At 76.9% G+C, this 12,579-nt stretch carries 10 protein-coding genes and 2 tRNA genes; 8 read left to right on the top strand and 4 right to left on the bottom strand.

What is annotated here, in order from left to right:
- Window positions 1-159 precede the first annotated feature (159 nt).
- The 8 genes from RM780_RS18735 (at window position 160) to RM780_RS18700 (ending at window position 6,474) form a co-directional block, all read left to right on the top strand.
- Window positions 160-483 carry a histone-like nucleoid-structuring protein Lsr2 gene (locus RM780_RS18735; RefSeq protein WP_311631932.1) on the top strand — a complete coding sequence of 108 codons (324 nt, stop codon included), beginning with the start codon at window positions 160-162 and terminating at the stop codon, window positions 481-483.
- Window positions 484-605: 122 nt separating this feature from the next.
- Window positions 606-677, top strand: a tRNA-Gly gene (locus RM780_RS18730).
- A 50-nt stretch (window positions 678-727) separates the two neighbouring features.
- A tRNA-Gly gene (locus tag RM780_RS18725) sits at window positions 728-800 on the top strand.
- Window positions 801-956: 156 nt separating this feature from the next.
- The gene (locus RM780_RS18720) at window positions 957-1,982 is read left to right on the top strand and encodes an ABC transporter ATP-binding protein (RefSeq protein WP_311631931.1); all 1,026 of its coding nucleotides are present in this window, start codon (window positions 957-959) and stop codon (window positions 1,980-1,982) included.
- Between the two features lie 428 nt (window positions 1,983-2,410).
- Entirely contained in the window at window positions 2,411-3,154 is a 744-nt protein-coding gene (locus RM780_RS18715) for an ABC transporter permease (RefSeq protein WP_311631930.1), read from the top strand.
- Window positions 3,155-3,178: 24 nt separating this feature from the next.
- The gene (locus tag RM780_RS18710; RefSeq protein ID WP_311631929.1) at window positions 3,179-4,462 is read left to right on the top strand and encodes a sensor histidine kinase; all 1,284 of its coding nucleotides are present in this window, start codon (window positions 3,179-3,181) and stop codon (window positions 4,460-4,462) included.
- Window positions 4,459-5,073, top strand: coding sequence for a response regulator transcription factor (locus tag RM780_RS18705; RefSeq protein WP_311631927.1), 615 nt, complete (start codon window positions 4,459-4,461; stop codon window positions 5,071-5,073). Before RM780_RS18710 ends, RM780_RS18705 begins: the two co-directional genes overlap by 4 nt.
- 153 nt (window positions 5,074-5,226) lie before the next feature.
- Window positions 5,227-6,474 carry a lipase family protein gene (locus RM780_RS18700; protein WP_311631926.1) on the top strand — a complete coding sequence of 416 codons (1,248 nt, stop codon included), beginning with the start codon at window positions 5,227-5,229 and terminating at the stop codon, window positions 6,472-6,474.
- Between the two features lie 98 nt (window positions 6,475-6,572).
- Here the strand turns inward: RM780_RS18700 and RM780_RS18695 are convergent, their stop codons facing one another.
- From RM780_RS18695 to purD, 4 genes are all read right to left on the bottom strand, one after another.
- Window positions 6,573-7,487 carry a phosphoribosylaminoimidazolesuccinocarboxamide synthase gene (locus RM780_RS18695; RefSeq protein WP_311631925.1) on the bottom strand — a complete coding sequence of 305 codons (915 nt, stop codon included), beginning with the start codon at window positions 7,485-7,487 and terminating at the stop codon, window positions 6,573-6,575.
- A 123-nt stretch (window positions 7,488-7,610) separates the two neighbouring features.
- Window positions 7,611-9,035, bottom strand: coding sequence for a N,N-dimethylformamidase beta subunit family domain-containing protein (locus tag RM780_RS18690; RefSeq protein ID WP_311631924.1), 1,425 nt, complete (start codon window positions 9,033-9,035; stop codon window positions 7,611-7,613).
- A gap of 161 nt (window positions 9,036-9,196) precedes the next feature.
- Entirely contained in the window at window positions 9,197-10,882 is a 1,686-nt protein-coding gene (locus RM780_RS18685) for a M48 family metalloprotease (protein WP_311631923.1), read from the bottom strand.
- A gap of 221 nt (window positions 10,883-11,103) precedes the next feature.
- Window positions 11,104-12,456, bottom strand: a complete 1,353-nt coding sequence (purD, locus tag RM780_RS18680; protein ID WP_311631922.1) for a phosphoribosylamine--glycine ligase — start codon at window positions 12,454-12,456, stop codon at window positions 11,104-11,106.
- Between the last annotated feature and the right edge of the window lie 123 nt (window positions 12,457-12,579).

Here is a 12,579-nt window from a genome sequence, read left to right as displayed (position 1 = left end):
GGTCCCCGGTGCGGGAGGACGCCCGGAGCGTAATTCCGCCGCTTCGCATTACCAGGCCGGGCGACGTACAAATAGAAGAGCGGTAAACGGCACCAGCCTGCGACACTCGGCGCCGGAGCCGTCGCACGGCAGCGCGCCTCAATGGAAGGACCGATATCCGTGGCACAGCGTGTAGTGGTCACTCTCTCCGACGACATCGACGGCGGAGAGGCCTCGGAAACGATTGCGTTCGGGCTCGACGGCAAGACCTACGAGATCGATCTCAGCTCGGGCAACGCGGAGAAGCTGCGGACGGCGCTCGCCCCCTACGTAGAAGCGGGGCGGAAGCGGGCGAAGTCCGGCAAGACCTTCCACCACACCGCCGTGGCCCCCGACCCCAAGGCCGTCCGTGCCTGGGCGGAGTCCAACGGCTTCGGAGTGCCGGCCCGCGGCCGGATCCCCAAGAAGGTCTACGACGCGTTCAACGAGGCGCACGCCGTCTGAGGCGGCCCTCGGGGCGCCCCCGAGGGCCGCGGGCACCGGTCGCCAGGCGCCGAGTTGCGGTGAACCCCAGGTGATCGGCTAGAGTCTGAAGCGCGCCGAGGGGCTCAAACCCCAAGGTTCCAGCGGGTGTAGTTCAGTAGCAGAACGCCCTCTTTCCAAGAGGGAGGCACAGTGTGCGATCCCTGTCACCCGCTCCGGTCGCTGGCCCAGACACCCGTGACGGGTGGGGTATAGTGAGCGCAGTGCGGACGTGGCTCAGTTGGTAGAGCATCACCTTGCCAAGGTGAGGGTCGCGAGTTCGAATCTCGTCGTCCGCTCCGGTCCGAAGGCCCGGTCTCCTCGTGAGACCGGGCCTTCGGCATGTCCGAGGGGCGCCCGGGCTCTCCCTCGGCCTCGGCCGGTCTGACATTTGTCATGTGCGCCGATGACAGGGCGCACTGCGCGCGCCCCTTTTCCGGCGGGAGCCTGGAGCCATGGATGACGCGGAGGACGTGATCGGGGCCCAGGAGCTGCGGCGGCGCTACGGGCCGCGCGGCGCGGGCGGGTTCGAGGCGGTGCGGGGGCTGTCGTTCGAGGTGCGGCGGGGCGAGGTCTTCGCCCTGCTCGGCACGAACGGGGCGGGCAAGACCTCCACCGTGGAGCTGCTCGAAGGGCTCGCCGAGCCCAGCGGGGGGAGCGTGCGGGTGCTGGGGCGCGACCCCTTCCGGGAGCGGGCGGCGGTGCGGCCGTTCACCGGGGTGATGCTCCAGGAGGGCGGGTTTCCGGCCGACCTCACGGCGGCGGAGACGGCGCGGATGTGGGCGGGCTGCCTCAGCCGCGCGCCGGGCTCGCGAGCGGGGCGGGCGGCGGCCGTTTCCTCGGCGCTCGACCGAGTGGGCCTGGCGGCCCGGGCCGGCGTGCGGGTCAAGCAGCTCTCCGGGGGTGAACGGCGCCGGCTGGACCTGGCGCTGGCCCTGCTGGGGCGGCCCCGGGTGCTCTTCCTGGACGAGCCGACGACGGGGCTCGACCCGCGGGCCCGGCGCGATACGTGGGAGGTGGTACGGGAGTTGCGGGAGCGCGGGGTGACCGTGCTGCTGACCACGCACTACCTGGAGGAGGCCGAGGCGCTGGCCGACCGGCTGGCGATCATGCGCGAGGGCCGGATCGTCGCCGCCGGAACGCCCGCGGAGGTCGCGGCGCGGGAGCCGGCGCGCATCCGCTTCGACGTGCCGGCGGGGCCGTTGGCGGCCGGGCTCCTGCCGGAGGGCACGACGGCGGCGGTCCGCGGCGGCCGGGTGGAGCTGCGCACGCGCGACCTGCAGCGGACGCTGCTCGAACTGCTCTTGCGTGCCCGCGACTTGGGCGTTGCGCTGCCCGGCCTCGACGCACGTTCGGCCTCCCTGGAGGAGGTCTTCCTGACGATCACGCGGGACGGCGCGCACGGCGCCGCGGAGCACGAGGGGACGGCGCAGGCCGCCGGCGCCCCGGCCCGGGACGAGACGGAGGTGACGGCACCGTGAGGACGCCGGAGGAGCGGAACGCGTCGCTGAGCACGGACCCCGGCGGCACACCGGGGGCGCCCAGGGCCGAAAGCCGGGACCGCGCGCGGCCGACCGCGACCGGGGAGCCGGGCGAGGCCCGGACCCGGGCGGGGACGCCGGGCCAAGGCCCGAGGCCGGAACCCGGAAGCCGGGCGACGGAGCCGGGCCCGCCGGCCGGAGGGCCCGGTGGGCCCGTGGCCGGAACGCCCGGCCGCGCGCGGTCGAGCGTGGCCGGGGCGCCGGGCGAGGCCGGGGCGCCGGGCGAGGCTGGGCCCGAGTCCGGCGCGCCGTCCGTGGCGGCCGGGGAGCCGGGGGCGCCCGGCACCCGTTTCGGCTCGGGGCATGACGCGGACGCAGACGCGGCGGGCGCGGGCGGCAGCACTGCCCGGCGGGGTCGGGCCCGGCGGATGGGGGCCCTGGGGGAGGCGGAGTTGACGCTGTTGCTGCGGAATCGGACGGCGTTCTTGCTGGCGTTGCTGATGCCGGTGGCGATGGTGGGGCTGTCGTGGTCGTCCTCGCGGGAGTGGGAGCTGGACGGGACCGGGCTCAGCCGGGGGGAGGCCGTGCTGACCGGCGGGATCGGGCTGGTGCTGGTGCTGGTCGTCTACCAGGGGCTGATCCCCGTCTACGTGGCGCGCCGCGAGGAGCGGGTGCTGAAGCGGCTGCGCACCGGAGAGCTGACCGACGCGGAGATCCTGGCGGGCAGCGCCCTGCCCTCGGCCGCGCTGGCCCTGGCCCAGTGCGTCGTGCTGGTAGCGGCCGGGGCGGCGCTCCTGGACGTGCGGGCGCCGGCCGCGGCGCCGCTGCTGGTGGCCGGGACCGTGCTGGGCGTGGTGCTGCTCGCCGCGCTCGCGGCGGCCACCGCCGCCCTGACCAGGACGGTGGAGAGCGCGCAGGTGACCGGGATGCCGCTGCTGATGGCCTCGGTGCTCGGCTCGGGCCTGTTCGTGCCGCTGGCCGTGCTGCCCGACCGGGTGGCGGACGCGTGCCGGATGCTGCCGCTGACGCCGGTGGTCGAGCTGGTCACGGGCGGCTGGCTGGGCGGGCTGAACGCGGCGGAGGCGGGGCGCGCGCTGGCGCTCGGCATGGCGTGGACGGCGGTGGCGGTGTTTGCTGTACGGCGCCGGTTCCGGTGGGAGCCGCGGGCCTGAGGGCGGCGGGAGGAGAGCGGGAACGTGGTGGTGCGGGCGGCGGTCCGGTGGGTGCGGCGCGTCCGCGGGTCCGGCCAGCGGGAGCGGATTCACCTCTACATCCGGTACACGCTGTACTCGATGGGGGTCTTCGAGGCCGGGGCGACGGCGCTCGGCCTGGTGGCCACGGCCGCGGACAGCGCGGCCTGGGCGGTGGCCGCCGCCTCCGCCGTGGCGCTGGCCCACGCGAGCACGGGCGTGCTGCTGACCCGCCGCTGCCTGGCGCACTACCTGGACGCGGGAGCGGGGGCCGAGCGCGCGTACGGCCCGGACCGGCTGGTTCTCGCCTACTGCGCCGCGACCTGCCTGGCGCTGGCCGCGACGGGCGGCGCGGTGGCGGCCGGGGCGCTGGCGGAGCCGGCGATGGGGCTGACGGTCCAGCTCGCGGGGTTCGGGGCCGGGCCGCTGGCGCTGGCGCGGCCCGGGCGGCGGGCGTTCCGGCTGGCGGCCGTGCCGGTGCTGGCGGGACTGACCGCGCTGGTGGCCTCTGGCACGCCGGGCGGGCCGTTGGCGGGCCTGAGCGCGACGATGGTGGTGCTGGCGGCGGTGATGGCCGGGACGTACCGCACCTCGGCGTGGATGCTGCGCGGGATCGACCGGCTGGACGCGGCGCGGGAGACGGAGGGACGGCTTGCGGTGGCGGAGGAGCGGCTGCGGTTCGCGCGGGACCTGCACGACGTGCTGGGCCGGAACCTGTCGGTGATCGCGCTCAAGAGCGAGCTGGCCGCGCGGCTGGCGGTCCGGGGCTCCCCGGCGGCGGTGGACCAGATGACGGAGGTGCAGCGCATCGCGCGGGAGTCGCAGCGGGAGATCAGGGAGGTCGTGCGGGGGTACCGCGCGGCGGGTCTGCACGCCGAACTGGTCGGCGCGCAGGGCGTGTTGGAGGCGGCGGGCATCGCCTGCCGGGTCGCGGAGGAGGGCGGGGCCGGCGCGCCCGGGGCGTTGCCCGCGGCGGCGGAGTCGGCGCTGGGCTGGGTGGTGCGCGAGGGCACGACCAACGTCCTGCGGCACGCGGACGCGGCCTGCTGCACGGTGCGGCTGCGGCTGGCGGAGGGGACGGCGGTGCTGGAGATGGAGAACGACGGGATGCGGGCGCCCTCCGGGTCGGAGCCGGGGGCCGGCTCGGGGCTCGCCGGGCTGCGGGAGCGGCTGTCGGCCGTCGGGGGAACGCTGGGCGCGGGACCCGCGGCGGGCGGGGGGTCGTTCCTGCTGACCGCGCGGGTGCCGCTGCGGGTGCCGCTGCCGGGGGCCTCGGGGGAACGCCCGTGACCGCCGTGATCCGCGTGCTGCTGGCCGACGACGAGCACCTCATCCGGGGCGCGGTGGCCGCGCTGCTGACGCTGGAGGAGGACCTGGCGGTGGTGGCCGAGGCCGCCTCGGGCCCGGAGGCGCTGGCGATGGCGCGGGCGCACCGGCCGGACGTGGCCGTGCTGGACCTCCAGATGCCGGGGGCGGACGGGGTCGCGGTGGCGGCCTCGCTGCGGGCCGAGCTGCCGGGGTGCGCGGTGATGATCGTGACCGGGCACGCGCGGCCGGGGCACCTGAAGCGGGCGCTGGCGGCGGGCGTTCGCGGGTTCCTGCCCAAGACGGTCTCGGCGCGGCGGCTGGCGGAGATCATCCGCTCGGTGCACGGCGGGCACCGGTACGTCGACCCGGAGCTGGCGGCGGACGCGATCAGCGCGGGGGACTCGCCGCTGAGCGAGCGGGAGGCGGAGCTGCTGGAGCTGGCGGCGGACGGGGCGCCGGTCGCGGAGATCGCGCGCCGCGCGGCCCTGGCCCCGGGGACGGTCCGCAACTACCTCTCCTCGGCGGCGGCCAAGCTCGGCGCGACCAACCGCCACGCGGCGGCCCGCATCGCCCGCGAACGCGGCTGGCTCTGAAGGGCCCGCGTGGGCGGGTGACAGGGGCGGGCGCGGGCGTTGTGGCCGGGATGCGTGGGTCGGGCGCTTCCCTTGACAGGGGTGCGGGCCGGATCGCTAGCTTCGCGACCGTCTGTCAACAAGCAGCTCGATGAAGAGCCAGGTGATCATGGCATGCGACTTCTCCAGAGGCGGCTGTCCCTGAGGCGGCTGTCCGCCGTCCTCGTCGCGCTGGTGGCCGGGGTGGTGGCGTTGATCGTCGTCCCCGGAACGGCCGGGGCGGACGAGGCGTTCTACCAGCCCCCCTCGCCGCTCCCCGCCGGGGAGGACGGCGACGTCATCCGCTCCCAGCCCTCGGACGTGGCCGGCGGCGAGGCGACGCGCATCATGTACCTCAGCCGGGACACCCACGGGAACCGCATCCCCGTGACCGGCACCGTGATCGTTCCCGACCGGCCCTGGAACGGCCCCGGCGAGCGGCCCATCGTCGCCTACGCGCCGTTCACCTCGGGCATGGGCGACCGCTGCGCGCCCTCCAAGACCATCGCGGGCGAGGGCAACTCCGGCCTGCCGGTGGACATCCACGGGCTGTTCATCGGGCCCCTGCTGGACCGGGGCATAGCCGTGGCGCAGACCGACTACGAGGGCTTCGGCACGCCCGGGGACCACACCTACGTGATCCGGCAGGCCGAGGCGCACGCGGTGCTCGACGTGCTGCGCGCCGCGCAGCGCCTGGAGGGCGCCGGGCTGCCCTCCGACGGGCCGGTCGGCATCACGGGCTACTCCCAGGGCGGCGGCGCCTCCGCGGCGGCGGCCGAGCTGGCGGCCTCCTACGCGCCCGAGCTGGATGTGCGGGGCGCCTACGCGGGCGCGCCGCCGGCCGACCTGAGCGTGCTCGCCGAGTCCCTGGACGGCTCCTACACGGCCGGGTTCCTCGGCTTCTCCCTGATCAGCCTCAACGCCGCCTACCCCGAGCTGGACATCCTGGGGCTGGCCAGCGACCGGGGCCGGGAGCTGTTCGAGCGGGGGCGCGACGCCTGCCTGACGGACTCGATCTTCGGGTACGCCTTCCAGCGCTCCAGCACGTGGACGGCGGACGGGCGGCCGGTCGCGGAGTACCTGGACGAGGAGCCCTTCGCCTCGGTGGTCGCCGAGCAGCGGATCGGGAACATCGCCCCCGAGGTGCCCGTGCTGGTCGAGCACGCGCGCAACGACGACATCGTGCCGTACGGGCAGGGCCGCCAGATGGCCCGCGACTGGTGCGCGGCGGGGGCGGAGAGCGTGCAGTTCCGCGACATCTTCTCGCTGGTGCCGCTGTTCTCGCACGCCTCGGCGGCGCTCAACGCGGCGACGAACTCGGCGAATTGGCTCCAGGGCCGCTTCTCCGGGACGGAGCCGGGGAGCAACTGCGGCAGCTTCTAGGGGCGTTCGCAGGTACCCGCGCGTGCCCCGGGGTGAACGCACACCGGGCCCCCGCCGTGTCGATGCGGCGGGGGCCCGGTGGCGTCGCGGCGGGGCCGTCAGTCCCAGGCCAGCCCGGTGAGCAGCCGGTACGCCTCGGCGTACCGGGCGCGGGTCTGGTGGATGACCCCCGGCGGCAGGGCCGGGGGCGGGCTGTCGGAGGCGCGGTCCCAGCCGGCCGCGTCCGAGGTGAGCCAGTCCCGGATGTACTGCTTGTCGTAGGGCTTCTGGGGGCGGCCGGGCTGCCACTCGTCCTTGCGCCAGAACCGCGAGGAGTCGGGGGTGAGCACCTCGTCGGCCAGCACCAGCGGGTCGTCGGGCCCGGCGCCGGCCGCGCGGCCGAACTCGAACTTGGTGTCGGCCAGGATCAGCCCCCGGTCCCGGGCGATGTCGCGTGCCCGGTGGTAGAGCGCCAGGGTGGTCTGGCGCAGCCGGGCCGCGGTCTCGGCGCCGGTGCGGCGGGCCACCTCCTCGTAGCTGACATTCTCGTCGTGGGTGCCGACCGCGCCCTTGGTGGCGGGGGTGAAGATGGGCGCCGGAAGCTCGGAGCCGTCCTCCAGGCCCGGCGGGAGCGCGAGGCCGCAGACGGTGCGGTCGCGGCGGTACTCCTCCAGGCCGGAGCCGGTGAGGTAGCCGCGGGCGACGGCCTCGACGGGGATCATGTCCAGCGACCGGCACACCATCACGCGGCCCGCCCAGTCGGCGGGGGCGCCGGGGGGCGGGTCGGTGGAGACCAGGTGGTTGGGCACCAGGTCGGCGAGCTGGTCGAACCACCACAGCGTGAGGCGCGTGAGAATGCGCCCCTTGTCGGGGATCTCCCCGGCGAGCACCCAGTCGTAGGCGGAGACGCGGTCGCTGGCGACCATCACCAGGTCGCCCGACTCCGCCCGGTACAGGTCCCGCACCTTGCCCGTGTGCAGGTGTACGAGCCCCGGCACCCGGACGGGCTCCGGCTTCTCAACGAATCCAGGCACAGCTGCCTCCCGGCGGCTTGAGGGTTGGATGGGCCGCGCGCATTGCCGTCCTCCATTGTCACGCAGGCTGATGTCCGTTTCGTCACCGGGGCGGGGGCGGCGGCGCCCGGGACGGCGGGCCGGTCAATCGCGTTTGCAGATCCGGTCCAGCAGGTTCGCGGTGGCCTTCTGGATCCGGGGGTCGGCGTGCCCGGGGCGGCCCAGGGCGGGCGTCCAGGCGAAGGTCCCGGCGGCGAACACCAGCGCGCCGCTGGGCGCCCGGTACAGCGAGGTCTCCTGGTGGCGGCGGGCGCCGGTGGCGTCCCGGTAGGGCGAGTGCGCCAGCAGGACGCGGCCGGTGGACTCGGGCAGCGGGGTGCGCGGGAAGTAACGGTCCGCCTCGCCCGCCACCAGGCCCGGCAGTTCGTCGCCCTCGCCCGCGCCGGTCGCCTCCCACAGCCAGTGCGAGGCGTTGCGCACCACCAGGGGGTGGGGGCGCGGCACGGCGCCGACGTACTGCACGCCCAGCAGGGTCTGTTCGGGGCGGCCCTGCTCGCGCCAGAGCACGGCCCGGCCGGGGCCCTGGCGCTTGCGGCAGGTCAGCAGGCGGTCGGGGTCGCCGGAGGGCAGCGGACCCAGGGTCACCTGCCAGTACATGGTGTTGGCCGAGAGGAAGACCAGCGAGGTTCCCTGGTCGCGCGCCGCCTCCACGGCCCGGCGCATCGGCGCCGACCAGTACTCGTCGTGCCCGGAGAAGACCAGGCCCCGGTACCTGGAGGGGTCGACGCGGCCCGCGTGCAGGTCGCGGGCGGTGGCGTAGGCCAGGTCGTAGCCGTAGCGCTCGGCCCAGCGGACGAAGTCGTAGGCGTGGCCCGCGTGCAGCGGCAGGCCGGTGCCCGCGTAGGGGCGGTCGAAGGAGACGGTGACCGCGGCGTTCGCCTCCCCGAGCAGACGGCCGGCGGAGTCCCAGGCGTGGTAGAGGCTGGCGCCGGTGCTGCCGTTCTCGGGGAAGAGGTTGTACGCCTGCCACGTGACGTCCGGGACGACGAGCAGCAGGTCCGCGGGCCGGTCGTCGCGCACGGTGAAGGGCACATGGGAGCGGAACGCGCCGTCCGCCGTGGTCAGGACGGCGACGTGAGCGCCGGGCCGCCAGTCGGCGGGGACGCGCAGGCGCCAGGAGAGCCACCAGTGGTGGCAGGAGACGGTCCGGCCCGCGACCAGCGGCGGCGGCTGGCGGATGCCGGTCAGCCGGGGGCTGGTCAGCAGCAGGCGCGCGCCCTCGCCCTCGTAGTGGCCGATCCGGTAGATGTCCACCGTGTAGGCGCCGGGCGGGTCCACGGTGATCCGGAAGTCGAGCACGCCGCCGGGGGCGGCGGCGCCGCCGGGCACGAAGCCCTTGATCTGGCAGCCGACGTCGTCGGCGCTGCGCAGCGCGGGGCCGTGGGGGGCGGCGCGGGCCGCGCCGCGCAGCCAGGGCAGCGGCCCCTGGCCGAACGGGTCGGAGACGGCGTGCGTGAGCGCTCCCGACTCCCAGCGCCGGACCTGCACTTCCGTGCTGCTGTCCTTCAAGCTCCCCCTCCTGCCCGGGCGCGCCCGGTCCCGCGCCGCCCGCCGTCCGCGGCGCGCGGTGATGCCTGATATTGGCGCTAAGGGCGAAGTGTGTCGAGCCCCCTGAGGAGGGATTGTCCGGTAACCGGTCACCCCTCCCGGGCGCCCGGCTCCCGCGTGGCCTACAGGAGGCGCACCGGCTTGTCGGGGCGGACGCCCGTCTCCGCGAGCCACTTGCGCAGGGGGCCCGCGTCGCCCTCGTCCACGAGGGTGTGGACCAGGGCGCACAGCTCCTGGCCGCGCTGCTCGCCGCTCTCGTCCAGCAGGACGGGCCCGTCCAGCCAGTCCAGGCCGGGGGCGGCTCCCGTGGTGTCAGCGGCGGCGCAGCAGACCGCGGCCACCACGTGGTCTATCAGCAACTCCCGGTCGCTGCGCGGCGGCTGGGGCGGCGGCGGGAGGACGCCGCTGCCGCCCGCGGGGCCCGCGGCCCGGGCCGCGTCGGCGCGGGCCGCGTCCGCGCCGAGCCGGGCGGCGAGCTGCCCGGCGGCGGCCGTCTCGGCCAGGCCGGTCAGCAGGCAGGAGAGGGTGGGGGCCGAGGCCGCGTCGAGGGCCGCGAAGAGGCGGGCGGCCCGGTCGCGCCAGATGCGGTCGACGACCTCCCGCGGATAGGAGGGCCAGTCCACCGGCGCCCAGCCGGGCTCCGGCGCGCCGGTGGACTGCCGGGGCACCTCGGCCGCGGGGGCCTCCGCGCGGCCCGCGCCCACGGCCTCGCCGAAGAAGAGGCGGGCGGCGAGCCGGGAGATGCGCTCGTCCATGGCGCCCGGCTCCTCCAGCAGGTCGCAGGCGGGGCGCTCGCTGAGCCGGGCCGCGAAGCCCTCGGCCAGCCGGTCCCGCCGGGACAGCTCGGTGAGCGCGGCCACCACGCCGGCGTCCAGCCGGGCGGGCCAGCGGCCGACCCGCCAGGCGGGCAGCGCGACCCGGGTCAGCAGCCGGTCCCAGCCGGCGTACGCCAGGCCGACCTGCTCCTGGGCCAGCACCCGCAGCCCGTGGTCCACGCGCTGGGCGCGCGCGGAGGCGGCGGCGGCCACGCCGCGCTCCATCTCGGCGCTGTGCGCGGCGGCGGCCCGCAGCAGCAGCCGGGACAGCCGGGCGGTCGCCGCGGTCAGCGGGCGCCACCGCCCGGCCGTGGGCGGCCGGGCCGCCGCGTCCCAGGCCCGGACGCAGCGGCGGGCGGCGGCCACATCCGGGTGCGCGGCCGGGCCGGTGCCCGCCACGACGGGCGCGAGCAGCGCCCGCAGCTCGCCCACCCGCATCCACCACAGGAAGGGCGAGCCGATGACCAGGACCGTGGACCCCGGGCCGGGGCCGGGGGCCTCCTCCAGCCAGCTATCGCAGTCGGGGGTCAGCGCCACCGCCCCCGGGGCCGGCACGTCCAGGCGCCCGGCCAGGTCGCGTATCAGGGCGTAGAGGGCGGGGGCGGAACGCTCGGGGACCTCGATCGTGGGCGTGACGGCCGGGCGGGCGCGGGAGATGACCAGGGCCGCGGCGCCCGCGGCGGCGGCCGTCACCGCGGCGAGCCCGGCCGCGGCCCAGCGCGCGGCGGCCGGCGCCCCGGCCGCCAGCAGCACCACGGCCGCGGCGGCGGGGAGCAGGGCGAGGGCCAGCGCGCTGTTGCGCACCCGCAGGACGGCCAGGGCGTGGCTCAGGGCCCCGGCGGGGGCGGCGGAGCGGCGGCCCCGGCCCGGGAGGCGGCGCAGCGCGCGCCGCAGCGCCGGGCAGGCCGCGCGGGCGAGCCGGTCGCGGGCGAGCCGGAGGGCGGGCGGCGCACCGCCGCCGCCCCTGGCGTTGTGCGCTCTGCGGTGCAGCATGCCCCTGACCTCCGCTGTGCGACGCGTCCGGCCGACCCCGGACGAGAGCCTTCTTCACCGCTCTCCACCGTTTCTCCACTGTCGCACCGGCCACTGACATCGCAATGCGCGGTGCGCCGATCGCCGTAGGGCGGGGGAAGCGGGAGCGGGTGAGGCGGCGGAAGGCGTTGCGGGGCACCCTAGTTGGGCGGGGCTGGCCCGTCAGCCGCTCAGCGGGCGCCTCACTCGATGGTGGGGCCCGGGGTGGCGGGCGGAACCGGGCGCGCCCCGGCCGTTTCGCCCGCTTGGCGCCCTTCGGCCCGCTGCGCACCGGACGCCTGTTCCTCCGCCGCCGCGCGAGCGGCGATGTCGGTGCGGTGGTGGGAGCCGGCCAGGCCGATCCTGCCCACGGCGCGGTAGGCCAGGGCCCTGGCCTCCGCGAGCCCGGGGCCGGTGGCGGTGACGGACAGGACGCGTCCCCCGGCGCTGAGCACCCGGCCCTCCTCGTCCGCGCGGGTGCCGGCGTGCAGGACGTAGGCGGCGGGGCCGTCCTGGGCGGCGACCTCCTCCAGGCCCTCCACCGGGTCCCCGGTGCGCGGCGCCTCGGGGTACCCCTCGGAGGCGATGACGACGGTGACGGCGGCGTCCGGGCTCCAGCGCAGCGGCGGGAACGAGGCCAGCTCGCCGGTGGCCGCCGCGTGCAGCAGCCCGGCCAGGGGGGTGAGCAGCCGGGCGAGGACGACCTGGGTCTCCGGGTCGCCGAAGCGGGCGTTGAACTCCACGACCCGCACGCCCGCCGAGGTCAGCGCGAGCCCCGCGTACAGCAGCCCGGAGAAGGGGGTGCCACGGCGGCGCATCTCCTCCACGGTCGGCCGCAGAACGGTGTGCAGCACCTCGTCGGTGAGCTTCGGGTCGGCCCAGGGCAGGGGCGAGTACGCGCCCATTCCGCCGGTGTTGGGGCCCCGGTCGGCGTCGTGGGCGCGCTTGAAGTCCTGGGCGGGGGCCAGCGGGAGAACGGTCTCGCCGTCCGTGACCGCGAACAGGGAGACCTCGGGCCCGTCCAGGTATTCCTCGATGACGACCCGGCCGCAGGCGCGGGCGTGCTCCCGGGCGGCCCGCAGGTCCTCGGTGACGACGACGCCCTTGCCGGCCGCGAGGCCGTCGTCCTTGACCACGTACGGCGGGCCGAAGGCGTCCAGCGCCGCGTCGGCCTCCTCGGGGGTGACGCAGACGTAGGAGCGGGCGGTGGGCACGCCGGCGGCGGCCATGACCTCCTTGGCGAACGCCTTGCTGCCCTCGATGCGCGCGGCCTCGGCCGAGGGGCCGAACACGGGAACGCCCGCGGCGCGGACCGCGTCCGCCACGCCGGCCACCAGCGGCGCCTCGGGCCCGACCACGACGAGATCGGCGCGGACCCGGCCGGCCAGCGCGGCGACGGCCGGGCCGTCCGCCGCGGCCACCGGGTGCAGGGTCGCGACCCCGGCGATCCCGGCGTTCCCCGGCGCGCAGTGCAGCTCGGTGACGGCCGGGTCGCGGGAGAGGGCGTGGCAGAGCGCGTGCTCGCGGGCACCGCCGCCGATGACGAGGATTCTCACGAAGCCCCAGCGTAGTCGCGACCGCCGGGCGCACCGCCCGGGGGGCCGCGGCCCCCTGCCCGCAACGCCCGCCTGCCGCCCGCCCCCGGCCCCCCGGCCCCCCGGCCCCCCGGCCCCCCGGGC

The sequence above is a fragment of the Streptomyces boetiae genome (assembly GCF_031845405.1).
GTDB classification, from domain to species: Bacteria; Actinomycetota; Actinomycetes; order Streptomycetales; family Streptomycetaceae; genus Streptomyces; species Streptomyces boetiae.
This window is presented reverse-complemented; position numbering and strand designations above follow the sequence as displayed.